The organism is Pseudomonas sp. LS2P72, assembly GCF_054897865.1.
In genome coordinates this window covers 4,123,460-4,147,072 of the sequence record NZ_CM142708.1, presented here as the reverse complement: position 1 = coordinate 4,147,072, position 23,613 = coordinate 4,123,460, and the positions used below count along the sequence as shown (strand labels likewise).

Annotated in this window: 23 protein-coding genes; 8 read left to right on the top strand and 15 right to left on the bottom strand. The window is 58.3% G+C overall.

What is annotated here, in order from left to right; translation table 11 throughout:
* Nucleotides 1-6 precede the first annotated feature (6 nt).
* From gnd to ACYZUA_RS18860, 3 genes are read left to right on the top strand one after another with little or no spacing between them, the layout of a single operon-like run.
* Nucleotides 7-1,089 carry a phosphogluconate dehydrogenase (NAD(+)-dependent, decarboxylating) gene (gnd, locus tag ACYZUA_RS18870; protein ID WP_461960097.1) on the top strand — a complete coding sequence of 361 codons (1,083 nt, stop codon included), beginning with the start codon at nucleotides 7-9 and terminating at the stop codon, nucleotides 1,087-1,089.
* The gene (gene zwf, locus ACYZUA_RS18865) at nucleotides 1,086-2,609 is read left to right on the top strand and encodes a glucose-6-phosphate dehydrogenase (protein ID WP_461960096.1); all 1,524 of its coding nucleotides are present in this window, start codon (nucleotides 1,086-1,088) and stop codon (nucleotides 2,607-2,609) included. Before gnd ends, zwf begins: the two co-directional genes overlap by 4 nt.
* Nucleotides 2,606-3,427, top strand: a complete 822-nt coding sequence (locus ACYZUA_RS18860) for an HAD family hydrolase (protein WP_461960095.1) — start codon at nucleotides 2,606-2,608, stop codon at nucleotides 3,425-3,427. Before zwf ends, ACYZUA_RS18860 begins: the two co-directional genes overlap by 4 nt.
* A 118-nt stretch (nucleotides 3,428-3,545) precedes the next feature.
* On the opposite strand, the gene nhaB is transcribed toward ACYZUA_RS18860, so the two are convergent.
* The 3 genes from nhaB to ACYZUA_RS18845 form a co-directional block, all read right to left on the bottom strand.
* On the bottom strand, nucleotides 3,546-5,048 hold the full coding sequence (gene nhaB / locus ACYZUA_RS18855; RefSeq protein ID WP_403144688.1) for a sodium/proton antiporter NhaB: 1,503 nt from the start codon (nucleotides 5,046-5,048) through the stop codon (nucleotides 3,546-3,548).
* A 78-nt stretch (nucleotides 5,049-5,126) separates the two neighbouring features.
* The gene (locus ACYZUA_RS18850) at nucleotides 5,127-6,416 is read right to left on the bottom strand and encodes an NHL repeat-containing protein (protein WP_461960094.1); all 1,290 of its coding nucleotides are present in this window, start codon (nucleotides 6,414-6,416) and stop codon (nucleotides 5,127-5,129) included.
* Nucleotides 6,417-6,655: 239 nt separating this feature from the next.
* Nucleotides 6,656-6,925 (bottom strand): hypothetical protein, encoded by a 270-nt coding sequence (locus ACYZUA_RS18845; RefSeq protein WP_461960093.1) that lies wholly within the window; start codon nucleotides 6,923-6,925, stop codon nucleotides 6,656-6,658.
* Between the two features lie 342 nt (nucleotides 6,926-7,267).
* On the opposite strand from ACYZUA_RS18845, the gene ACYZUA_RS18840 reads away from it, so the two are divergent.
* On the top strand, nucleotides 7,268-8,593 hold the full coding sequence (locus ACYZUA_RS18840) for a sigma-54 dependent transcriptional regulator (protein WP_461960092.1): 1,326 nt from the start codon (nucleotides 7,268-7,270) through the stop codon (nucleotides 8,591-8,593).
* A 65-nt stretch (nucleotides 8,594-8,658) separates the two neighbouring features.
* Here ACYZUA_RS18840 and ACYZUA_RS18835 read toward each other — a convergent pair whose 3' ends face one another.
* The 9 genes from ACYZUA_RS18835 to ACYZUA_RS18795 form a co-directional block, all read right to left on the bottom strand.
* Nucleotides 8,659-9,939 carry a hypothetical protein gene (locus ACYZUA_RS18835; RefSeq protein WP_461960091.1) on the bottom strand — a complete coding sequence of 427 codons (1,281 nt, stop codon included), beginning with the start codon at nucleotides 9,937-9,939 and terminating at the stop codon, nucleotides 8,659-8,661.
* Between the two features lie 46 nt (nucleotides 9,940-9,985).
* The gene (locus ACYZUA_RS18830) at nucleotides 9,986-10,726 is read right to left on the bottom strand and encodes a hypothetical protein (RefSeq protein ID WP_461960090.1); all 741 of its coding nucleotides are present in this window, start codon (nucleotides 10,724-10,726) and stop codon (nucleotides 9,986-9,988) included.
* Nucleotides 10,727-10,760: 34 nt separating this feature from the next.
* Nucleotides 10,761-11,441, bottom strand: coding sequence for a C39 family peptidase (locus tag ACYZUA_RS18825; protein ID WP_461960089.1), 681 nt, complete (start codon nucleotides 11,439-11,441; stop codon nucleotides 10,761-10,763).
* Between the two features lie 63 nt (nucleotides 11,442-11,504).
* Nucleotides 11,505-13,025: a heme utilization protein gene (locus tag ACYZUA_RS18820; protein WP_461960088.1), complete on the bottom strand. Its 1,521-nt coding sequence runs from the start codon at nucleotides 13,023-13,025 to the stop codon at nucleotides 11,505-11,507.
* 51 nt (nucleotides 13,026-13,076) lie between these two features.
* Nucleotides 13,077-13,649: an adhesin gene (locus ACYZUA_RS18815; RefSeq protein ID WP_461960087.1), complete on the bottom strand. Its 573-nt coding sequence runs from the start codon at nucleotides 13,647-13,649 to the stop codon at nucleotides 13,077-13,079.
* Between the two features lies 1 nt (nucleotide 13,650).
* Nucleotides 13,651-14,019 carry a hypothetical protein gene (locus ACYZUA_RS18810; RefSeq protein WP_461960086.1) on the bottom strand — a complete coding sequence of 123 codons (369 nt, stop codon included), beginning with the start codon at nucleotides 14,017-14,019 and terminating at the stop codon, nucleotides 13,651-13,653.
* A gap of 400 nt (nucleotides 14,020-14,419) precedes the next feature.
* Entirely contained in the window at nucleotides 14,420-14,944 is a 525-nt protein-coding gene (locus ACYZUA_RS18805) for an AAA family ATPase (protein ID WP_461960085.1), read from the bottom strand.
* On the bottom strand, nucleotides 14,941-15,501 hold the full coding sequence (pnuC, locus tag ACYZUA_RS18800; protein ID WP_461960084.1) for a nicotinamide riboside transporter PnuC: 561 nt from the start codon (nucleotides 15,499-15,501) through the stop codon (nucleotides 14,941-14,943). Before pnuC ends, ACYZUA_RS18805 begins: the two co-directional genes overlap by 4 nt.
* 222 nt (nucleotides 15,502-15,723) lie before the next feature.
* Nucleotides 15,724-17,358: a methyl-accepting chemotaxis protein gene (locus ACYZUA_RS18795; protein ID WP_461960083.1), complete on the bottom strand. Its 1,635-nt coding sequence runs from the start codon at nucleotides 17,356-17,358 to the stop codon at nucleotides 15,724-15,726.
* Between the two features lie 294 nt (nucleotides 17,359-17,652).
* On the opposite strand from ACYZUA_RS18795, the gene ACYZUA_RS18790 reads away from it, so the two are divergent.
* Nucleotides 17,653-18,483, top strand: a complete 831-nt coding sequence (locus ACYZUA_RS18790; protein ID WP_461960082.1) for an undecaprenyl-diphosphate phosphatase — start codon at nucleotides 17,653-17,655, stop codon at nucleotides 18,481-18,483.
* On the top strand, nucleotides 18,480-18,959 hold the full coding sequence (locus ACYZUA_RS18785; protein WP_461960081.1) for a DUF1294 domain-containing protein: 480 nt from the start codon (nucleotides 18,480-18,482) through the stop codon (nucleotides 18,957-18,959). The genes ACYZUA_RS18790 and ACYZUA_RS18785 overlap by 4 nt, the downstream gene beginning before the upstream one ends.
* Here the strand turns inward: ACYZUA_RS18785 and ACYZUA_RS18780 are convergent.
* On the bottom strand, nucleotides 18,905-19,264 hold the full coding sequence (locus tag ACYZUA_RS18780; RefSeq protein WP_461960080.1) for an MmcQ/YjbR family DNA-binding protein: 360 nt from the start codon (nucleotides 19,262-19,264) through the stop codon (nucleotides 18,905-18,907). The two genes, ACYZUA_RS18785 and ACYZUA_RS18780, sit on opposite strands and share 55 nt — an antisense overlap.
* Complete coding sequence (locus ACYZUA_RS18775; RefSeq protein ID WP_461960079.1) at nucleotides 19,261-20,169, bottom strand: LysR substrate-binding domain-containing protein; 909 nt, start codon at nucleotides 20,167-20,169, stop codon at nucleotides 19,261-19,263. The genes ACYZUA_RS18780 and ACYZUA_RS18775 overlap by 4 nt, the downstream gene beginning before the upstream one ends.
* A 129-nt stretch (nucleotides 20,170-20,298) precedes the next feature.
* Here ACYZUA_RS18775 and ACYZUA_RS18770 point away from each other — a divergent pair, with 129 nt between their 5' ends.
* On the top strand, nucleotides 20,299-20,910 hold the full coding sequence (locus ACYZUA_RS18770; protein WP_461960078.1) for an FMN-dependent NADH-azoreductase: 612 nt from the start codon (nucleotides 20,299-20,301) through the stop codon (nucleotides 20,908-20,910).
* A gap of 178 nt (nucleotides 20,911-21,088) precedes the next feature.
* Nucleotides 21,089-22,126, top strand: a complete 1,038-nt coding sequence (locus ACYZUA_RS18765) for an alpha/beta hydrolase family protein (RefSeq protein ID WP_461960077.1) — start codon at nucleotides 21,089-21,091, stop codon at nucleotides 22,124-22,126.
* Between the two features lie 113 nt (nucleotides 22,127-22,239).
* On the opposite strand, the gene ACYZUA_RS18760 is transcribed toward ACYZUA_RS18765, so the two are convergent.
* A complete protein-coding gene (locus ACYZUA_RS18760; RefSeq protein WP_461960076.1) occupies nucleotides 22,240-23,427 on the bottom strand; it encodes an MFS transporter in 1,188 nt (395 codons plus the stop codon).
* Nucleotides 23,428-23,613 lie beyond the last annotated feature (186 nt).

Here is a 23,613-nt window from a genome sequence, read left to right as displayed (position 1 = left end):
GGCACAATGCCCGGAAACTATGTGCCCCGACGCTGGACTAAGTCGAATGAGTCGCGTTGGGCTATAACCTTTGACACACATTTATTTAGTAGTAGGGAGCATCAGCACATGCAACTCGGGATTATTGGACTGGGCCGCATGGGCGGCAATATTGCGCGGCGCCTGATGCTCAACGGTCATACCACCGTTGTTTACGACCGCAATACCGCCTTTGTCGACACCCTGGCCGCAGAAGGCGCCTCTGGCGTCATCGACCTGCCGGCACTGGTCGCTGGCCTGGCCAAGCCACGTGCGGTGTGGGTCATGCTGCCGGCCGGCGCACCGACCGAAGACACCATCGGCACCCTGAGCACCTTGCTCGAAGCTGGCGATACCATCATCGACGGCGGCAACACCTTCTATAAGGACGACATCCGCCGGGCGAAAACCCTCTCGGAAAAAGGCCTGCACTACGTCGACGTTGGCACCTCCGGCGGCGTCTGGGGCCTGGAGCGTGGTTATTGCATGATGATCGGTGGCGAAGCCGAAGTGGTTAAACGCCTTGATCCACTGTTCGAGAGCCTTGCACCGGGCCTGGGCGACATCCCTCGCACCAAGGACCGCAAGTCCGAAGACGATCGTGCCGAGCGCGGTTACATCCACGCAGGCCCGGCCGGTTCGGGCCATTTCGTGAAAATGATCCACAACGGCATCGAATACGGAATGATGCAGGCCTTCGCCGAAGGCTTCGACATCCTCAAGACCAAAGCCAGCACCAACCTGCCAGAAGACCAGCGTTTCGACCTGAACGTAGGCGACATCGCCGAAGTCTGGCGTCGTGGCAGCGTCGTGTCGTCCTGGTTGCTCGACCTGACCGCCGACGCGCTGGCCAGCGACCCGAAACTCGACGGTTATTCAGGCTCGGTGGCTGACAGCGGTGAAGGTCGCTGGACCATCGAAGCCGCCATGGAGCAATCGGTGCCTGTACCGGTGCTGTCGAACTCGCTGTTCTCCCGCTACCGTTCGCGCGGGCAAGGCACCTTTGGCGACAAGATTCTCTCGGCCCAGCGCTTCGGCTTCGGCGGCCACGTGGAGACTTCGAAAAAATGACCCGGCTGATCCGCAATAAATCCAAGGCAGAACCCGCACCACCGACCACGCTGTTTCTGTTCGGTGCCCATGGTGATCTGGTCAAGCGTCTGTTGATGCCGGCGCTGTACAACCTGAGTCGTGACGGTCTGCTTGGGGATGGATTGCGGATCATCGGCGTTGACCACAACGCCATCACCGATGAAGCCTTTGCGAAAAAACTCGAAGACTTCATTCGGGCCGAAGTGGCCGCGAAGGTCGGCAAGGGCGATCAAGCCCTTGACCCGGACTTGTGGGCCAAGTTGGCCAAAGGCATCAGCTACGTCCAGGGCGACTTTCTGGACGACAGCACCTATCAAGCGCTGGCGGCGAAAATCGCCGCCAGCGGCACCGGCAACGCCGTCTTCTACCTGGCCACCGCGCCACGTTTCTTCAGCGAAGTGGTGCGTCGTCTCGGCGCCGCCGGTTTGCTGCAAGAGTCGCCAGAGGCGTTCAGAAGGGTGGTGATCGAAAAACCCTTCGGCTCCGATCTGCATACTGCCGAAGCCTTGAACGCTTGCTTGCTCAAGGTGATGACGGAAAACCAGATCTACCGGATCGATCACTATCTGGGCAAGGAAACCGTGCAGAACATTTTGATCAGCCGGTTCTCCAACAGCCTGTTCGAAGCGTTCTGGAACAACCACTACATCGACCACGTACAAATCACCGCCGCCGAAACCGTCGGCGTGGAAACCCGTGGCAGTTTTTATGAACACACCGGCGCCTTGCGGGACATGGTGCCCAATCACCTGTTCCAGTTGCTGGCGATGGTTGCAATGGAGCCGCCGGCCGCTTTTGGCGCCGATGCGGTACGCGGCGAGAAAGCCAAGGTGGTCGGTGCGATTCGCCCCTGGTCGGTCGAGGACGCGCTGGCCAACTCGGTGCGCGGCCAATACACCGCTGGTGAAATCGACGGCAAGCCGATGCCGGGGTATCGCCAGGAAAGCAACGTGGCGCCCGACAGCAATACCGAAACCTACGTCGCGCTGAAGGTCATGATCGACAACTGGCGCTGGGTCGGCGTGCCGTTTTACTTGCGCACCGGCAAGCGCATGAGCGTGCGCGACACCGAGATTGTCATCTGCTTCAAACCGGCGCCGTATGCTCAGTTCCGCGATACCGAGGTCGATGAGTTGCAACCGACCTATCTGCGAATCCAGATTCAACCCAACGAAGGCATGTGGTTCGACCTGCTGGCCAAACGGCCCGGCCCGGCTTTGAAAATGGCCAATATCGAACTGGGCTTTGCCTACAAGGATTTCTTTGAAATGCAGCCGTCCACCGGCTATGAAACCCTGATCTACGATTGCCTGACTGGCGATCAGACGCTGTTCCAGCGCGCCGACAACATCGAGAACGGCTGGCGCGCCGTGCAACCTTTCCTCGATGCCTGGCATCAGGACGCGAGCGTGCAGAGCTATGCTGCTGGCGAAGACGGCCCGCAGGCCGCAGAAGATCTGCTGACTCGCGATGGTCGCGTCTGGCACGGCCTCGGATGATCGACGCACCGCAGCCTCCCATCCGTTTTCTGCTCAGTGACATGGACGGCACTTTGTTGCTGCCCGATCACAGCCTCAGCCAACGCACTATTGAAGCGGTCCGTTCCTTGCGCGAGGCCGGCGTGCTGTTCAGTCTGGCCACCGGCCGTCCACCCAAAGCCATGTTGCAGCAGATTGAAGCCCTGGGTGTCGACCTGCCGACGGCAGCCTTCAATGGCGGTACTATCGTCAATCCGGACGGCAGTTTGCTGGTCGCGCATTACTTGCCGGCAACGGCTGCGCTGACGGCATTGGCGCTGTTTGCAGACCGGCCGGACATTGAAATCTGGGTGTTCAGTGGTGGCGACTGGTTGCTGAAAGATCCGAACGGCCCAATGGTGCCTCGTGAACAGCATGGCCTGGGTTATCCGCCAGTGGTGGTGGAAAGTTTTGAGCCGTATCTGGAGCGCATCGACAAGATCGTCGCCACCAGCAACAACACGCAATTGTTGATTGAACTGGAAGCGCTCCTGCTGCCCAAAGTGAAAGGCCAGGCACAAGTCTCCCGTTCACAGCCGATTTATCTGGACGTGACCGCGATGCAAGCCAACAAGGGTGCAGCGCTGGCAACACTGGCCGAGTTTCTCGGTGTGCCGCTGGAGCAGACCGCGGCGCTGGGCGATGGCGGCAACGACCCGGCGATGTTTCACCGCGCAGGCTTGTCGATCGCGATGGGGCAATCGGAAGAGGCAGTGAAGCGCCAGGCCGATGTGGTGACGGGCGCCAATACCGAGGACGGCGCGGCGCAGGCAATCGAGCGCTACATCCTCCCTCACTAACAACACACAACCAATGTGGGAGCGAGCCTGCTCGCGAAGAGGCCATGTCAGTCAACATTGATGTTGAATGACGCACCGCTTTCGCGAGCAGGCTCGCTCCCACATTTTTTGGTCGGTGTTACAGCCAGAAACTCACTGCGTACCAGCCAAGAACACCCATCACCACGGTGTACGGCAACGCCATCCACACCATCCGTCCGTACGACAGGCGAATCAGCGGTGCAATCGCCGAGGTCAGCAGGAACAGAAATGCAGCCTGACCATTGGGCGTCGCCACGCTCGGCAGGTTGGTGCCGGTGTTGATCGCAATCGCCAGTGTCTCGAAATGCTCACGGCTCATGTGGCCAGAGATGAAGGCCTGTTTGACTTCGGTGATGTAAATGGTCGCGACGAACACGTTGTCGCTGATGGCCGACAGCAAGCCGTTGGCAATAAACAGCATGCCCGGCTGTTGATCCGCTGGCAGCGCCAGCACCCACTGGATCAAAGGCGTGAACAGTTGCTGATCGTGAATCACCGCCACCACCGCGAAAAACACCACCAGCAGCGCTGTGAACGGCATGGCGTCCTTGAACGCGTTGCCGATACGGTGCTCGTCGGTGATGCCAGTGAATGCGGTGATCAGCACGATCACCATCAAGCCGATCAGCCCGACTTCAGCAATGTGGAACGCCAGCCCGGCAATCAGAATCAGCGCTGCCAACCCCTGCACGATGAGCGCTGCACGTTGGCGCGAGGTGCGTTCGGCATTGTCTTCTGCCGCGTAATTGGCCAGAACCGCACGCACGTTGTCCGGTAACAGCGTGCCGTAACCGAACCAGCGAAGTTTCTCCAGCAGGACGCAGGTCACCAGGCCTGCCACCAGGACCGGCAGTGAAACTGGGGCGACTTTCAGAAAGAACTCAGAGAAGTGCCAGCCCATCTCGTGGCCGATCAGCAGGTTCTGCGGCTCACCGACCAATGTGCAAACACCGCCCAGTGCGGTACCCACGGCGCCGTGCATCAGCAGGCTGCGCAGAAAAGCGCGAAATTGTTCCAGGTCGGCGTGATGGAGGGTAGGCAGGTGCTGGTCATCGCCAAACTCGCTGTCCTGACGCGGATCGTTGCCGGAAGCGACGCGGTGATACACCGAGTAAAAGCCGACGGCTGCACTGATGATCACGGCGGTCACGGTCAAGGCGTCAAGAAATGCCGACAGAAATGCCGACAGGAAGCAGAACATCAACGCCAGCAGCGCCTTGGAACGAACCCCGAGCAGCAGCCGTGAGAACAGAAACAGCAGCAGGTCTTTCATGAAGTAGATACCGGCCACCATGAACATCAGCAGCAGGATCACCGGGAAGTTGTGCACCAGCTCGTCGTAGAGTGCCTGGGGCGTGGTCATCTTCAGCAACAGTGCTTCGATCAACAGCAGGCCACCGGGCATTAACGGATAGCACTTGAGCGCCATGGCCAGGGTGAAGATGAATTCCAGCACCAGCAGCCAACCGGCCACCACCGGGCCGACGGTCCACAGCGCCAATGCGTTGAGAATCAGGAAGCCGACAATGCTTGCCTTGTACCAGCGGGGTGAATGCCCGAGAAAATTATGCGCGAACGCCTGAGCCATTGAACCGGGCATCGGCTACTCCTTGTATTAAGAAGCGCGCAACTTGCCGTAAGCGGAAGCGAAGATCAAGTGTAGGAAAACTGTGCAGGCCTACCCTAAATAGCGTGCGACGATCGCTCGATAGTTGCCGTCCAGTGAATAACCTCCGACGACAATGTTTCCATCGGCCTGCATGACCACTGAAGTCGCGGTATCCAGGCTGCGGCCCAGGCGGGTGCGAACCCAGCCGGAGCCATTGCCGAAGCTGCAATCGAGCTGCCCGTCGGGCAGATACCGCGCCAAAATGAAATCCGCCTCGACGCCGCCGATCGTGGCCCCGACCGTCACCACACAGCCGTCCGGCAGTGCCTTTGCGTCGGTCCACTGGCAGCCACTGTGACCGATTTCCAGCAGTTGGGCGTGGCCTCCATTGCAATGAATGTCCGGGCGGCCGTTGCTGTGTAGTTTCAGTGCCAGGCAATGCATCGGGTCGCGGCTGCTGCCAAAACACTGCACATCGCCATTTTCCTGTTGAACGATCTGGCTGACCTGAGCGCTATACCCGCGCGCCTTGAAGGTCATGAAACCATCCACGGCGAAACAATCGTCGAGCCTGCCGTCGGTGTGATAGCGGGCCAGCAGGCCTTCTTCAGGGAAGTTGATCGAGCCGCCCACCAGGATCCGGCCGTCTCGTTGCACCATCAGGCTGCTGAGCCAGGTGTTCATCAACAAGTGCCTGACAATCACGAAGCCACGACCGTTGAAGGTGTCGTCCAGCGAGCCGTCGGAGTTGAGCCGTATCAGCATGCCGACATGATCGGACAGTTCGAAGTGATGATTGGCCTGCAGCAGGATTCGACCATCCTCCTGCACGCAGATATCACAACCTTCGGCGCCCGATACGCCGGGGGGGAGCCAAGTGTCACGCATGCCTTGGGAAAGGCCGCCCGGCAGACGCACGACGCAACGGCCGTTGTCGCCAAAACCTTGAACCGGGCGGCCATGCTGATCAAACAGGGCGAGTGCAGGCAATGTTCGGTGAGCATTTTCGTAGTGCAGCCCGGCCACCAGAATGTGCCCATCGGGCAGTACGTGGACTTTGCCGGCCATGGCCTCGAAGCCGTGTTCAAATTGCCCGATGATGCTGCCTTGATTGCCGAACGCCAGATCCGCCGAGCCGTCCTCGAGCAAGCGAGCCACGCCGAAGCGACTGCCACCAGGCGTTCCTACCTTCGCCGCGACTAACAACCTGCCACGAGAATCAATCGCGACCCCGTTGGCCATGCTTGAGAGGCTGCCAGCGAAATACACCTGGGTTTTGCCCGCCGAGGCAAAGGTTGCATCAAGTTGCCCGGCGTCACTCAGTGTTGCCGGTAACGCAAACGCGGTCTGGATTGACATGCACGCAGCTCCTTGCGAGTCGTCCTGAACCGGGAGTTTGGGTGGCGACTGTATAAGGAAACATTCAATCCCTGAACGCCTGGATGCACAACTGTCATAACTAACAGGCGGAGGGTCGCTGTGTGCCAGAACAGTGTCTTTTCGAACCACTGACAAGCCTGCCAAGTAGTAGGGCGCGTGCAAGTTCGAATAATAATCGGGGGAGGGCGCGGGTTACCGTTTGGTAACCCGCAAAACGCTTAGTGTGGCATCGACCACGATTGGAGTTTGTAACCCTCCTCGCTCAATTCCGCACGTGCCGCTTCAAGCAGGCATTCAAGTTGCGCAGGATCGGTATAGGCACTGCTTGGGATCTGCTTACGGCCGATGCTGCGAGTGTTGGTGCGATCCATAACGGTCAGGCTGAGTTCACCATTACCGTCTTGTGGGGCCCAAGCCACGCATTGGAACGGTTGGAATGCGCGGTCGGCAATCAAAAGAGCTTCGTTGATGCGGAGCGGGGCGTTCATGGGTTTTTCTCTCTGTATGCCCAATCAAGTGATGTGCCGTCGGTTGGGCTTACCGTTCGGCTAGTTACTTGTACTGATGCCCTCAACCGGGGGGCGGGTCACATACTGTTGAAAGAAATATCAACTTTCTTTGTTTGGCTCAAGGTAGGGACTGGCTTTGAAAGCTGAATGAAAGGAAAGACTCGTTAGGTAACTAACTAAGTCGCTTCTTATAACTAATAACGCAACCGCTCTATAGTCAAACGGTACAAGGTCACGTCAGATTATTGCTAACGTTACAGCCAGGCCCGCCAAGCGACTGTTTTTAATAATATTTCATAAATTTGGCGCCAAGGAACAGTCATGATCGAAGTGCCTGCCTTACGACGTCTGTTAGTAGTGGACCCCTGTGACGACTGTCATCGTCTATTGCCGGGTTTACGCAATGTGGGTTGGGATGTTGACAGCTGCAGCCTGGAAAACGCAGGGGACAAAACTTGCGACGTCGGCTTGTTGCGTTTGCAGCCTTTTCACCTCGAACGCCCGGAAGCCGTCAAAGAGCTGATCAGTCGCAGCGGTACCGAGTGGATCGCCGTACTCAATCAGGAAGTCCTGCGATTGCAGAATGTCGGGGACTTTGTCTGCGAATGGTTTTTCGATTTCCATACCTTGCCATTCGATGTGTCCCGGGTTCAGGTGACGCTGGGGCGAGCATTCGGGATGGCACGTCTGCGTGGGCAGGGCACGGTTCACATTGATCAGCCTGAACACGAACTGCTTGGCGACAGCAAACCCGTTCGCGAGCTGCGCAAGTTGCTGAGCAAGCTGGCGCCTACCGAGTCTCCGGTATTGATCCGGGGTGAAAGCGGTACCGGTAAAGAACTGGTCGCCCGCACGCTCCATCGACAATCCCAACGTCACAGCAAACCCTTTGTCGCGATCAATTGCGGCGCGATTCCAGAACACTTGATCCAGTCCGAACTGTTTGGCCACGAGAAGGGGGCCTTTACTGGCGCCCATCAACGCAAGGTCGGGCGGATTGAAGCGGCTAACGGCGGCACGCTGTTTCTCGACGAAATCGGTGATCTGCCCCTGGAGCTGCAGGCTAACCTGTTGCGTTTCCTCCAGGAAAAGCACATCGAGCGGGTGGGTGGCAGTCAGCCGATTCCCGTGGATGTGCGGGTGTTGGCTGCGACCCATGTCGATCTTGAGGCCGCGATCGAGAAGAAACGCTTTCGTGAAGATCTGTATTACCGCCTGAACGTGTTGCAGGTCGCGACCGCGCCCCTGCGTGAGCGCAATGGCGATCTGTCGATGCTGGCCAACCACTTTTCCCATTTCTACAGCCATGAAACCGGCCGCCGTCCGCGCAGCTTCAGTGAAGACGCCTTGATTGCCATGGGCAAGCATGACTGGCCGGGCAATGTGCGCGAGCTGGCCAACCGGGTACGTCGCGGGTTGGTACTGGCCGAAGGCCGGCAGATCGAAGCGCGAGACCTGGGGCTGATCAGCCAGCAGATCGTTGCCGCGCCCATGGGCACGCTGGAAAACTACAAGCACCGGGCAGAGCGCCAGGCCTTGTGCGATGTGCTTAACCGCCACAGCGATAATTTGAGCATCGCCGCCAAAGTGCTGGGGATATCCAGGCCTACTTTCTACCGTTTGTTGCACAAGCATCAGATACGTTAGACGCAAGCTCTACAACAAAAAGCCCCGCCGCGATTGAAGTCGCAGCGGGGCTTTGTTGTTGTGGATCAGAAGTAGTACGGGAATTTCAGGCTGAAGGAAAAGTCTGGCGAGTCGTCGGTCAGGCCGATGGACAGGTTGGGAACGATCGTCAGGTTATCGGTTGCTGCCAGAGTCATGCCGATGTTGAAGTTGGCCGAGTTGTAGTCGCTGTTGGTAATCGACTGCCAATCGCCACCGTCCGGCTTGATCTTGCTCTTGCTGGCGAACTGATCGGTGAACGAGAACGACATACTCATCTTCTCGTTCAAGGCGAATGCAATGCCAGCGCCGACCTGCCAGGAGTTGCCCAGTTTCACGTCCCCGGGCACCTTGGCATTGACCTGAGGGCTGATGTCGCTGAAAGAGTCTTCAATGTTGTAGGTGTAGGACAGGCTGCCGAACAGCACGGCCGGGTCGAAGGTCTTGACCAGCGAGATACCCGGGGTGATCGACCAGATACCGTTGCCAGTAGGCAAGTCCTCGGGTACCGAGAGGTTATCGTTGCCAGAGACCGGGACCAGCTTGATGCCGTAAGGGTCATCACCTGTCGGCGCCTTGACGCGCAGTGTAGCAACCGCGTCGGGCAGGTTAGCCGACTCATCCAGAAACTTGTAAGCAACGCCAACGTTCACATCGCCGATGGTCGGGTCGCGGGTGACCGTGGCGTCCGACGTCACCGGGCCTGCGCCACCGGCGCCACCGGAGGAATACGTTGATTGGCGATAAACCACGGGGACGTTAATGTCGAACTGCCAACGGTCTCCCGTGTTGTAGCGGGCGGTCAGGTCCAGGGTCCAGTTATCCGCCTTGATACGGTCGATGTTGATGTTGCCGAGGAAAATCGAGTCCAGTGCCAGGAAGCCGTTGAGTACCAACGCACGGGTATCGTAGTGCGTGTAAGTCACGCCGGTTTCGAAGCTGAACTTGCCGCCACCGAAGAAGCCGCTGGCTTCGTCATACAGGTTGGAAACGCTTTGCGCAGGCTCCGAATCATCCTTGAGTGACTGGCCGTATGAACTGCCTGTGGTTCCCGGCGCACCGGCGGCCACCGTCTGGCCACTCCTGGTCGTTTCGGCAGGGGATTTGGTCAGGCGTTTGGGAGCCGGTGTCGCGGGTGTTTCTTCGACTTGGCGAACGCGTTGCTCAAGTACCATCAGCGCGTTCTGTTGTGCTTCGTAACGCTGTTTCAACTCCATGAGTTCTTGTTTTAGCATCTCCACCTGGGGGTCCGGTGCTGCGTATAGCAGTGTCGCCGGGGCCAGGCTACTCAAATAAACGATAGCTCTGAACGTTAACGATCGGTGCATGGGTTAGCCGTCCCTTCTGACTTCATCTGATGAGACTGAGCGTAGATCAGAATCCTTGGGTGCGAAGACCTTTGAGTTGGTCCAGGTTGCCGTCCAGCGACCCGGCTGTCGCCCCGTTTTCACGCAGCACGACATTGAAGGACGTGAGATTGCGGACCTGGTTGCCACCGCCGAGCAACGTCGTGTTCTGCATCAGCCCACCCTGGCCCAGGCGTTGTACGGTACTGCCCTGGTTGTTGTTGGCCACGATGTTGAGTTGCACACCGGTACCGGCCGAGGAAATGCTCAGCGAGCCCGCGCCATTGGCGTCGGTCAACGTCGAGCCTGCGGCCAATGCCTGGCCCTGCTGTTGCGTTGTTGGTGCCTGGTTACCCCTTGTGACGTTGATATCAACGTAGTTGTAGGCAGCGTTATGGTCGCCGGCAGCACGCACGACTTGGGTGACGCCTTCGGTGCTGTTGAGGCCGCTGCCGCCCGTGACGATGCCGGTGCCTTGCGAACTCGCTGAGCCATTACCTTTTTCGTTGATTATCGACACATAGAACTGTGGCGTGATGGTCGATTGTTGAATTTGCATCGAGGAAGTTGCCCCGATCACTTCACCGTTGGCATTTTGCCAAGTGCTGGTCATGACAATACCGAAACTGATGATCCGTCCCGGCATGACATAGCGGCCTCGCAGGCTCGCCAGTTCCTGATCGTTCAGTTCAATGGGTTTGAATATCTGTGCCTGGGTCGGCAGGCTGGCGGCCAGGCAAACCATCGCCAGCCAGATTGGAGTCTTCATTGGAATGCTCCCGGAGCGTCGTGCTCCCTTGTTATTAGAAGAAGTCGCTTTGGATGAATCCGAAATCCATCAACTCTGCGTCTTGCACCGGGCTGAAGGTGTTGATGCGGTTCTTGGCGGTCAGTGGCAGGGGAGGGTCTAGCAACGCATTGGTTTTGTCGTAGCCCTGGCCGATGACGGCAAAGATGATGCCGTTCCAGCCTTTTACAAAGTCTTCGACTTTGTAACGTTTATGACCGAGTACCGGATCGCCGATATATACCCAGCCCTTGTGAACTTTTTGCATGACCACAAAATGTTTGTAGCCACGGATATCCATGAGTACCACAACCGGAATTTTGATCTCGCTCAACGTTTCCTGTGCTACCCGGTAGCCACGGGCCCGCATGCCGAGACTTTCCACGTAGCGCTTCATGTCGAGCATGGAAAAGCCCTGGACGCGGACAAGTTCCTGATCGGAGTGTGCCAGCATGCCTTCGATGATTTGTTCTTCGTCCACGTCAAGCCAATACGCCTGGCGCAATATCGTCGCCAGCGCAGCCGCGCCGCAACTGAAGTCGGTTTTCTGTTGGACCAGGTCGGCAAACTTGCGCTCACGCACGCTTTGGATCGGCTTGAACACCACCGCGCCGCCCGGCAGGACGGAAAGCGGTATTTGTGCAGCCTCGCTCACACTGGTCACGCAAAGCAAAAATGCCAAGGCGATAATGCGCATAGTGGGATGCCTTCTGGTTATGTTGAAAAAAGGCCCCCATAAGGGGGCCTCCAGAGACAACAATTAGAACGACTGGTTGGAAATGGCCAGCGAGTTGCTTTGTTGGTTACCCACACCGGCAGCCACGTTGACGCCCAGGTTGCCACTACCGCCATTCACCGAACCGCTCAGGGTTGCAGTGTTGGTAATAGGGTTAGCCCAGCCAGTTGGAGTCAGCACTTGATAAGAGACGGTAGTGCTCAAATCATATGAGCTGCTTTCACTGTAGCTTTTCGCTTTTGCGTACTCGGATTCGGACGATTTCGAGCCCGATTTTTCGAACGAAGAGGCGTTCGCTTTCTCGAACGACGCGTCGAACGATTTTTCGAACGAGGAATCGCGCGATTTGTCGTACGAGGATTCGTGCGATCTGTCGTACGAGGAGTCACGCGATCTGTCGAACGAAGAATCGCGCGATCTGTCGAACGAGGAATCGCGCGATACGTCGAACGATCTGTCTACCGATACGTCAAGCGTTGCGTCAACCGATGCGCTAAGCGATGCCTCGGAACTGCTGCTGCGGGTGCGATCGCCAAAGCCATAATTGACGGTAGTGGAACGGGAAGCCGCCGCTTCAGCGTCCAAGGTAGCGCCCAAGGAAGCACTCAAGGAAGCACTCGAAGAACCGTTCACATTACTGCTGTTGGAACCGCTTGCAGAACTGCTGTTGGAACCGCTTGCAGAACTGCTGTTGGAACCGCTCGCAGCACTGCTGTTGGAACCGCTCGCATTGCTGCTGTTGGAACCGCTTACATCAATGCTTAGGGAACCGCTGCTTTCAGAGCTGCTGGCACCCGCCGCGGCCCAGCTCGAAGAAGCGCTTTCACTGCCGCTAGCCTCGAACGACTTATCTTTAGAGAAAGTACCGGTGGCCGTGTTGGTTCTCGTAATAGTATCCACGCGGAAGGTCCGATCAGCGCGGTTCTCCACGGTCAGGCCAGGACCGCTTTGATTGGCAGAGGCGCTTGCGCTTGCATTACCCAGCGGGGCATTGGAGTTGGCAATTGCCATGGTGTTTTTCTGTTGGTTCAGGTCGCCGCCAGCAATGTTGATACCCATGTTGCCGCTGCTGCCATCGCCCGATCCGCTCATCACGGCAGAGTTTGTGACGCCGTAGTTGAGGACCTTGTTGTTGTTGCTGTATTGCGTGACTCGAGCGGTGGCTTGTGAAGTGCCGAACACGAAGCTGTTATCGAGGCTGGAGGTGGAACCTGCGTTTGCAATGGCGGCCGCGTTGTCTTGTTGGTTGCCGGCGCCTGCTGCCACGTTGATGCCGACGTTGCCGCTCGCACCTGAGCCTGAGCTGCTCATCTCGGCTGAGTTCTCAGTCCCTTCATTGAGGATGCGGTTACCGGTACTACTCTGCCGATCGTTTGCATTGGCGGTTGCGTTGGTTTTGATCCATGTTGGAGGAGGGGTGTGGTTGTTACCATTATGGTGACCATTATGGTGTCCACGCCGATCGTTCTGCCCAGCTTGTGCAGCAACAGCCAAGACCGCAGCGATTGCAAAAACCAGAGGTTTTATTGCCATCGAAGGTTTCATGGTGATTCTCCGTACTTATTTTAGGTTAAGTGTTGTACCTACCTGTTTGGATCAATCCATGATCCGTACGCTCAGGGTGTTGGCCGTTCGGTTTCCCACCCCGGCGCTCTGATTCAACTGGATCACCCCACGGCTACCGGTGAAGGCCTGATCGCTGGTAGCGACCTGGCGATAGCCTGGTGCAGAGTCAGTTGGATCGGAGTTGATGATCAGCGCCACGTTCTGTTGCCTGAGGACGCTGTCGTCGATACTTTGCGGCTGTGTGCCAATGCTTATCCGCAGGGCATTGGCTTGCTGGTTGCTGGCGCCCGCGCTCTGGTTTACACCCAGTACGCCGTTGCCGTGGCTGAAGGAGTCGCCTTGAATGCTGGACCGAGCATCGATCCTGGGGTCGACTACCGTACGCAGCCGTTGGCGAATCTGTGTGGTCGCGCTGGCTCCATGGCCAACGGCGATGGCCCGGGCGTTAGCTTGTTGCTGAAGATCGCCTGCAGCCTGATTGACGGTGAGATTGCCCTGGTACTGTGTGCCCGAGCCGTCGATGTCGGCGTTGTTGATGACGGGAGATTGAGCAAAGGTCGATGCACTGCAAAACATGGCGATAATCAGCAGCGTACGATTCATCTTAACGGTCTCCCGTGATGGCTTTCAGAGCACCCAGGCCTTGCTGGACGCTTGAATTGACCATGTTGGCAATACCGTTGCCGGCATTTCCCGAACGTCCAGCGGGGAGGTTGGAAAGCTGGGTCTGGTTGCTGATATTGCCGCCCAGGTTGCTGGTGTTTTGGGTGACCAGGCGGGAGATGCCTGCACCACTGGCGACACCGGCAAAGTCGCCGTCGCTCAACTCGTTCGTTTGACTGACGATGTGTTTGGTCGGGTTGGCATTGGCGGTCGTGGGGCTAGGGTCGGGAATCAACGGCGCACGTATTGCCATGCGCGGTTGGACATCTCGTTTGATAATAATGATGCCGTTGTCAGCCTGTACGGGCATGCAGACACTTGAGCCCAGTGCGCATCCGATCAGCAGGAGGCTATAAAAGTTGTTACCAAGTTTCCCCACGGCGGCAATTCCTTCTGTAAGTGGAACGCTGGCCCTTATCAGCGTTTCGATGTAGAGAGCAGAAGGTGTGCCGGTTTTTGTTTTTCTTTTGAAAACAGTTAGTTGGCTTAAATTGTCGAAGTAGTCAAAAAATTTTGTAACGCGACTGAGACAGAGCCACGCAAAAACGCCGCCTATGCTGGCGGTATTCCTCGCTAAGGCCGGTGCAGGCGGGTTGTATCAGTGGCTTAACATTTTCTTGCTGGAGTGCTTATTCCGCTTTAGCTCGCGGGTTTGCGCAGGGAAGGGTGTTTCAGGAATGGACATTTGCGGCCGGGCGGGGGTGGCCCTGTCAGATCTTGAGCAAGCGCGTCACAGCCTCGAATGCCGCGTCCTTGCGCTGTTGCCAATCACCTTGCAGCACCTGGCAGGGCTGGCGGTGCAGGTCAAGCCATTGGCGGCTGGCCTGGAAAAACGCCAGGCGCTCTGCCAGTTGCGGTTGGCAACGCTGCCCGTCGTCATGCCAGGTCACGGTTTCAGGGCTCAGCAGCAAATGCAGGTCGTAGTGCCGTGCCAGCAATGCTTGCTCGATCCACGTCGGGCAATCGCCAAACAAGGTCTGGCTCCAGAGGATGTTGCTCAGCAAGTGAGTGTCGAGAATCAGCAAATGCGGCTGCCGGGCGCGTGCCTCGTCCTCCCATTTCAGCTGCCCAAGGGCGATTTCCGCAATGTCGGCCAGGCAGGTGTCTCGTGGATTTTGTTCGATGAACCAGCGTACATATTCGTCTACCAGGACCCCGCCGAAATGCTCTTGCAACTCGGCTGCCAGCCAACTCTTGCCGCTGGATTCGGGGCCTGTGAGTACCAGGACTTTCATGTGCGCAACGCCAGATCGGCCCGCCATTCCCGCCAGCCTTGCACGGCAATCAGGGCGAACATCGCATAGAGCCCGGCGGTCAGGTACAGGTCTTTGTAGATGAACAGCCCGACGAAGATCACATCCAGGGTGAACCACAGCGGCCAGCATTGAACGCGCTTTTGCGCCATCCATAACTGCGCCACCAGGCTGAAGCCCGTCAGTGCCGCATCGAGCCAGGGTTGTGCGGCATCGGTCCAGTTCGCCATTGCAGCACCCAGCAACAGACTGCCGATCGCGCCAATGAGCAGACTCAAAGCGACCGATTTACCGTCGAGCAGGCTGACCTGCCGACCCTGGTGCGCGCCCCCATGCGTCCACTGCCACCAGCCATAGAGCTGCAATGCGGCGTAGATCACCTGCAGGAGCATGTCCGAGTAGAGCTTCACCTCAAAAAAGATCCAGCTATAAAGCAGCACCATGACCAGGCCGATCGGCCAGCACCAAGGGTTCTGTTTGACCGTCAACCAGACGGCAATGACACCGAGGGTAGCGGCGAACAGTTCAAGCCCGGACATGGAGGCTCCTTGGGGGAAGTCGAAGAGGGGACGGATTGTAACGGCAGGCGCTGCCAAGTAGAACCGCCTGTGGCGAGGGGATTTATCCCCGTTGGGCTGCGAAGCGGCCCCTTTTTTTCCAGCCACACCGCGTCCAATGGATTACGACGGCTTCGCCGCCGAACGGGGCGGTGCGACGTTTCGCTAAATCCCCTCGCCACAGGGCAGCTGCTACAAAGGTGGTTACACCCGGAACTGCTTGAGCAGACCGTTCAATTGCTCACTCAATTCCTTCAGGTGAACGCTGGCCACGCTCGACTGTTCGGCCGCCAGCGCCGTGCTGTGGGACAAACCGGCCGCCTGGGTGACGTTCTGGTTGATGTCCTCGACCACATGCGCCTGTTGCAAGGTTGCGCTGGCGATGGAGGCGTTCAACCCGTTGAGGTTGCGCAGCGCCTGGGCAATGGCATTCAGGCTTGCACCGGCCAGGCCGGCCTGCTCGATGGTCAACTGCGATGCACGGCTGCTGTCGCCGATGACTTTGACCGCCGCTTCGGAGTGGCTTTGCAGGCGTTCGATCATCGACTGGATCTCGGCCGTGGACTTCTGGGTACGCTGGGCCAGCAGTCGCACTTCATCGGCCACCACCGCAAAACCGCGACCTTGCTCGCCGGCCCGGGCGGCTTCGATGGCTGCGTTAAGGGCCAACAGGTTGGTTTGCTCTGCGATCGAACGGATCACTTCGAGAACGCTGCCGATCTGCGTGCTTTCGGCGGCCAGGGTACGAATCACTTCAACCGCCTGATCGATGGTCGACGATAGCTTGTCGATCTGTTGCAGGCTGCCATCGATGTTGACCTGGCCTTGCTGCGCCTGAGACTCGGCATCGCGCATTTCGCTGGCGGCGTGCTCGGCGTTTTTCGCGACGTCGTGTACGCCGTACGTCACTTCATTGATTGCCGTGGCCACCAGTTCCATTTGCTGGGACTGTTGCTGACTGCGTTGCTGGGCCTGGGCGGCATCATTGCCCAGTTCGCTGGAAGACTGGCCCAAGGCACTGGCGGACACTTGCAGTTCACGGATCACCAGTCGCAGCTTGGCGGTGAAGGCGTTGAAGTGGCGTGCCAGTTGCGTGACTTCATCCTGGCCATGAGTGTCAAGGCTGCGGGTGAGGTCGCTCTCGCCGCTGGCAATGTTGGCCATGGCGTTCACGGTTTCCTGCAGTGGACGCACGATGCTGCGGGCAATCAGGATCACCAGCAATGCCATGATCAGGGCAATCACCAGCCCCACGAACGAGGCCTTCCAGACCTGGCTATAAAACTCGGCCTGCATGTCATCGATATACACGCCCGAACCGATCACCCAGCCCCAGGGCTCGAAGAGTTTGATGTAGGAGGTTTTTTCTACCGGCGCGCTGGCGCCCGGTTTCGGCCAGCGATAATCGACCGTGCCGGCACCCTTTGCCTTGGCGACGGCGACCATTTCGTTAAACAGGGCAAAACCGTCCGGGTCGCGGATCGCCGAGAGGTTCTGGCCATCGAGTTTCGGATTGGCCGGGTGCATGATCATCACCGGCGTCAGGTCATTGATCCAGAAGTAGTCGTTCTGGTCGTAGCGCAGACCGCGAACGGCGCTCAGTGCCTGTTTCTGCGCGGCATCGCGGGTGAGCGTGCCGGCAGTTTCGAGGTTGTGGTAATAGGTCAGAATGCCGCTGGCGGTTTGCACCACATGCTGGGTTTTCTGAGCCTTGGCGTGGTACAGGTCATCGTGAATCTGCTTGAGCATCAAGACGCCCAACGTCATTAGCATCAGGACGGCCACGATCAAGATGAGCCACAAACGTCGGCTGATCGACATACTGCGCAAGCTGTTCATAACGCTGTCACTCCGATTTCTTTTTCTTGTATTAAATGATCGCCAGCATCCAACCACACTTTGCCGATCGGTCATATCCGACCCAGGTCCAATAACGCGGCAGCGTTAATCAGACTTGTCTGATAGGATTTCGGCCCCGCACGGAAAAACCTGAATCCAAGTTGATTTTTCACGGAATTTTTATGGTTTCGTCTGGATCCTGTGCGCGCGGGACTTCAGCTAGGCTAATCGCAGTAAACGTTTTGAAAAAATATTAACGGGGCATGCCGTGGCGCATCGCTTCTTGGGGGATTGATGGATCTTTGGACTGCCTTTTCGGCATTGATTCTTGGGGTTGTAGAAGGGCTGACGGAGTTTTTGCCGATTTCCAGTACCGGCCACCAGATCATTGTGGCTGACCTGCTCGACTTCGGTGGCGAGCGGGCCATGGCCTTCAACATCATTATTCAGTTGGGCGCGATTCTGGCGGTGGTGTGGGAGTTTCGCCGCAAGATATTCGATGTGGTTATCGGTTTGCCGACGCAGCCAAACGCTCGACGCTTTACCGCGAACCTGCTGATCGCCTTCCTGCCGGCGGTGGTGTTGGGGGTGATTTTCGCTGATCTGATCCACGAGTATCTGTTCAATCCGATCACCGTGGCCACGGCGTTGGTCGTGGGCGGCATCGTCATGCTGTGGGCTGAGCAGCGTCAGCATGAAGTGCATGCCCACACCGTCGACGAAATCACCTGGAAAGACGCCCTGAAAGTTGGCTTTGCCCAGTGCCTGGCAATGATTCCCGGGACCTCGCGTTCCGGCTCGACGATCATTGGCGGTTTGCTGTTCGGCTTGTCACGCAAGACCGCCACCGAGTTTTCTTTCTTCCTGGCGATGCCGACCATGGTCGGCGCAGCGGTGTACTCGGGCTACAAGTATCGCGACCTGTTCGTTCCGTCTGATTTTCCGGTGTTCGCGATCGGTTTCGTCACGGCGTTCATCTTCGCGATGATTGCTGTCAGAGCCTTGCTGGTGTTCATTGGCAGCCACAGCTATGCGGCGTTTGCCTGGTATCGCATCGCGTTCGGCCTGGTCATCCTGGCCACCTGGCAGTTCGGCTGGGTCGACTGGACCGCGGTCAAGCCATGAATGATGCCAGCGCGCGCAGCAATCACGGACGCAAACCTGCCGGAGAGATTCGCAATCTTCAGCTGAAATTGTTGGTGTTTGCGGCCCTGTGCGCGCTGCCGCTGTACGGCTCGATGTCGTTGTGGCTGCGCGGTGTTTCCGTGATTCCCCTGGCGGCGTACGGGGTCGTCAGCCTGCTGGCGTTCTTTCTGTACTGGAGCGACAAACGCAAGGCGCGAGCCGACCATTGGCGCACACCCGAGAACGTGCTGCATGCGGTGGAACTCGCCGGCGGCTGGCCGGGCGCCTTACTGGCGCAGCAGCTGTTCCGGCACAAGACGCGCAAGCTCTCGTTTCAGTTGGTGTTCTGGATCATCGTGCTGACGCATCAGGTGTTCTGGATCGACCAGCTGTTTCTCGGCGCCCATCTGTTCGCGCTGCTTCAAAGCAGCAGTCCGACCTGGGTGCGCTTGGGCAACTTGCTCACCACCAATTGATGGGAACGCTGCAACAAGCCTTGCAACTCTTCAGAGCCCAACGGGTAGGGCGTTTCCATGATGATCCACTGAGCCCGTGCCAGATACGGCGCCGGGCGGATTCCCGGGCGGTCGCAATGACCGAGAAACAAGTCCTTGTCGACCTTGAAGGCCAGGGATTCACCCCGCAGATTTTGCAAGGCAAACATCTTGTTCCCCGCAATCGAAAACACCCGTACGCCACCCCACTTGTAGTCTTCCCGCGCACCCGGCAGCGCGAGACAGAATTGCGCGACGTCCTCTTCGCTCATACGCCCAGCCTTCATAGCAGTCGGTCCCCACAGGCATTGAATGATTCGATCAAATGGTCGAGCCAGGCGCGTACGGCCGGCATCACCCCGCGTCGATGAGGGTAGACCGCTTGCAGCCAGCCGCCAGGCAACGACCAATCAGGCAACAACTGCACCAACGAGCCGTTTTCCAGTTCCTGCTCGCAATACATCATCGGCAGCATGGTAAAGCCCTGTCCGGCGAGGGTGCAGGCCTTGCGCACGATAAAGTCATCGATGCCCAATCGCGCTTCGAGCGTGAGATCGCAGCTTTTGCCCCGCTGGTCGAGCAGGCGGATATGCACCATGCGGTCGGCTTCCAGGGCGCCGAGCACGGGCAGGTTTTTCAGGTCTTCGGGGTGGTTGATTTCACGTCCGTGCAAAAAACCGGGGCTGGCGACCAACGCCATCTGTGCCTGGCGCAAACGTCGGGTAACCAGCAGCGGATCCTCATCACCCAAATCACGCACCCGTAGCGCCACATCGACGCCCTCGGTCACCAGGTCGACGCGGCGGTTCAGTAACATGACCTCCAGTTGAACCTGAGGATATTTCTCAAGGAAATCACTGATCACGGTCGGCAGAATTTCGTGGGCCAGCCCGACGGGGCAGGACACCCGCAACCGCCCGCGAGGTTCGCTGGACATACTGGCGACGGCTTCATCGGCCATCTCGGCTTCCAGCAGCATTGCCTGGCAGTGCCGCAGATAACGTTCACCCACGGCGGTCAGCTTGAGTTGTCGGGTGGTGCGTTGCAGCAGGCGCGCGCCGAGACGCTCTTCCAGCTCGGCGATGCGCCGCGACAACCGCGACTTGGGAATTCCGAGCAAACGCCCGGCCGCCGCGAAGCCACCGGCTTCAACCACCTTGGCGAAGTAGTAGAGATCATTGAGGTCTTGCATGGTGTGAGCTCGATTGTTCTATCAGTGGGACGAACTATCGCATTGTTGCCGTCTAATCAGCTATTGGTTTCGCCTGTAGGATTCTCCCCATCAGATCGCCTCGTAGCGATCCTCACCTGGAGATCCCACATGAAACTGCTGCATATCGATTCGAGCATTCTTGGTGACAACTCGGCTTCCCGTCAGCTGAGCAGCGAAGTCGTTAAAGCCTGGCAAATCGCCGAGCCGACTGCCGTGGTGACCTACCGTGACCTGGCCGCTGATGCCATCAGCCATTTTTCCGCCATGACCCTGGTTGCCGCCGGTACCAGCGCTGAACTGCGTAACGCCGCCCAGCAACACGAAGCCGAGCTGAGCGCCACCACCCTGGCCGAATTCCTCGCCGCCGATGCCGTGGTGATTGCAGCTCCGATGTACAACTTCACCATCCCGACCCAACTCAAGGCCTGGATCGACCGCATCGCGGTTGCCGGTCAGACCTTCCGTTACACCGAAGCCGGCCCTGAAGGCCTGTGCGGTGGCAAGAAAGTCGTGATCGTATCGACTTCCGGCGGTCTGCATGCCGGTCAGGCCACTGGTGTTGCTCACGAAGAGTACTTGAAGGTGCTGTTCGGCTTCATCGGTATCACTGACATCGAGTTCGTCCGTGCCCATGGCCTGGCCTACGGTGACGAAGTCCGCACCAAAGCCATGAGCGATGCTCACACGCAAATCAGCGAGCAGTTGTTCGCCGCTGCGTAAGGCTTCTGTAAGAAAATCAGACAGCTCGAGCAACACCCAAAAAACTCTGTATTCTGACCACGCAAGTGCCAGATACGGAGTTTTTTGTTTCTGACTATTTCGAAATTTCATTAAATAGTGGCCCGAGTCATGCAGTCGAGGGTTAACGTCCCCGGTCAGTAGCCAGGTGGAGCCTGCCATGTTGCATCTTTGTGCAACCTTACTGATTTGCCTGCTCAGCAGCCTGAACTCAGTGCACGCCGCGCCTGCGCCGCATCCTCACTGGAGCGTCGGTTTCCATGAGGTGAGCTTTCTCGACCCTCTGGATTTGCAGCCGATGCGCGCCATCGCCTTCTATCCCTCCCGCGACAAGGAGCACGCCAGCATCATCGAGGGCTACACGGTCGAAGCGGGCGAAGACACCCGAGTCGCTATCGGCCGTTTCCCGATGCTGATGCTTTCCCACGGCAACACCGGAACCCCGCTGGCCTTGCACGACCTCGCCACGTCGCTGGCACGCAAAGGGTTTGTGGTGGTGGCGGTGATCCATCCAGGTGACAACTCCAAAGACCACAGCCGCCTCGGTACGTTGAGTAACCTTTACGGTCGGCCCATCCAGATTTCCGAAGCCATTACCGCGACGCTCGGCGATCGAATGCTCGCGCCCTTCGTCAATGCCGATCAGGTGGGTGTGATCGGTTATTCAGCGGGCGGGGAGACGGCGCTGATTCTGTCCGGCGCGACGCCAGACCTGGACCGTCTGCGCCGCTATTGTCAGGAACGCCCGGACGACCGCGATGCCTGCGACACCCAAGGCGAATTGATTGCTGACCGCGATGACTTGCAACCGGTGGCTGACCCGAGGGTTCGCGCCTTGCTGCTGATGGCACCGCTGAGCCTGAAGTTTGGTCGCCATACCCTGGCCGACGTGCATGTGCCGGTGCTGCTCTACAGCGGCGACGGCGACAAACTGGTGGCCTTCGACAAAAATGCCGCCGCCCTCGCGCGCAAACTGCCGATCGCACCGGACTTCAAGTTACTGACCGGGGCAGGGCACTTTGTGTTCCTGGCGCCTTGCAATGAAGAGCAGATCATCACCATGCCGGCGCTGTGTACCGATGCCGACGGCGTAGACCGCAAAGATATCCATCGCACCATGGTGTCCGAAGCCGGGCGTTTCTTCTCTCACGCGCTTGGCAAACCGACCCGGGCAGGAATGCAGACAGCCGATCAATAAGCAATCCCTTGTAGGAGCTGAGCTTGCTCGCGATGGTGGCGTCACATTCAACAATTAGTCGTCTGACAGGCCGCCATCGCGAGCAAGCTCAGCTCCTACAGGGATTGCGGGTGTCAGGCCATGGCACGACGCTTGAGTAGTAAGGTCAGACCCAATCCTGTTATCGACAACAACGCCGCGCTGAAGAAAATCCACGTGTACCCCAGGTTCAACGCCACCGCGCCCATCAACGGTCCGGCAATCGCCAGCGCCAGATCGAAAAACACCGCGTAAGCACTCAGTCCCGCCCCGCGACTGGCGTTGGGCACTTGCTTGATCGCTTCGACCCCCAACGCCGGATACACCAGCGACAGACCGAACCCGGTCAGGCCTGCTCCGATTAGCGCATAACCAGTCGAAGGCGCCAGCCACAGCAACACCAGGCCCACAGTTTCAATGCTCATACAGGCAATGGCCGAGGTGAACCCACCGAAACGGCTGATGCTGGAGATGAACAACAGTCGCGCCAGAATGAAACACACGCCGAACACCGTCAGGCAATATGCCGCGCCGGCCCAGCCACGGTTGACGTAATACAGGGTAATAAAAGTGGTCAGGGTGCCATAACCGATGGAGGCGAGGCTCAGGCTCGCGCCGAACGGCGCAATGCGCCCGAACACCGCCCAGAACGGCAGGCGCTCGCCGCGAATCACCGGCACCGAGGGTTTGTTACGAATAAGCAGCAACGCCGCCAGCGCCAGCACCGACAGCGCGATCCCAAGACTGGCGAACCCCAGCTCGCCGACCATCACCACCCCCAGTGGCGCACCAATGGCGATGGCGCCGTAGGAGGCGATGCCGTTCCAGGAGATCGATCGCGCGGTATGTTCAGCGCCCACCTGACCCATGCACCAACTGATGGTACCGACCCCGATCAATCCCTGGGCAATCCCCAGCAACAAGCGGCCGGCAATCAGGATCAACAGGCTCAGCAATGGAAAATTTTGCAGCAGCGTTGAAATCAACGTCAGCGCACCGCTCAACACAATCCCCGATAACCCGTAAACAATCGCCCGCTTGGTGCCGATGCTGTCCGACAGGCGCCCAGCCATCGGGCGGCTGAGCAGGGTGGCCAGGTATTGCGAGCCGATGGTCAGCCCCGCGATGATCGCGCTGAAACCCAGCTGCTCATGGACATACCCCGGCAGCACCGCAATCGGCAGGCCGATGCAGAGGAAGGCAATAAAGGTATAGAAGACGATAGAGACGATCTGCAGGGTGATCGCCATGGGGCTTTGCGGGAGCAGTTGCTGCACAGACATGAGGGCTCGTTCGCGGGCGGCGGGGGGAGAGCTGCATCATGGCGCGGGCATGAAATAAAAGAAAGCAGGCTAACTATATTCGTTGTGCATGAGGGCCTCTTCGCGGGCAAGCCTCGCTCCTACAGGATTTGTGTCGTGCGCAATTGTAGTGGATGACTTTGATCCTGTAGGAGCGAGGCTTGCCCG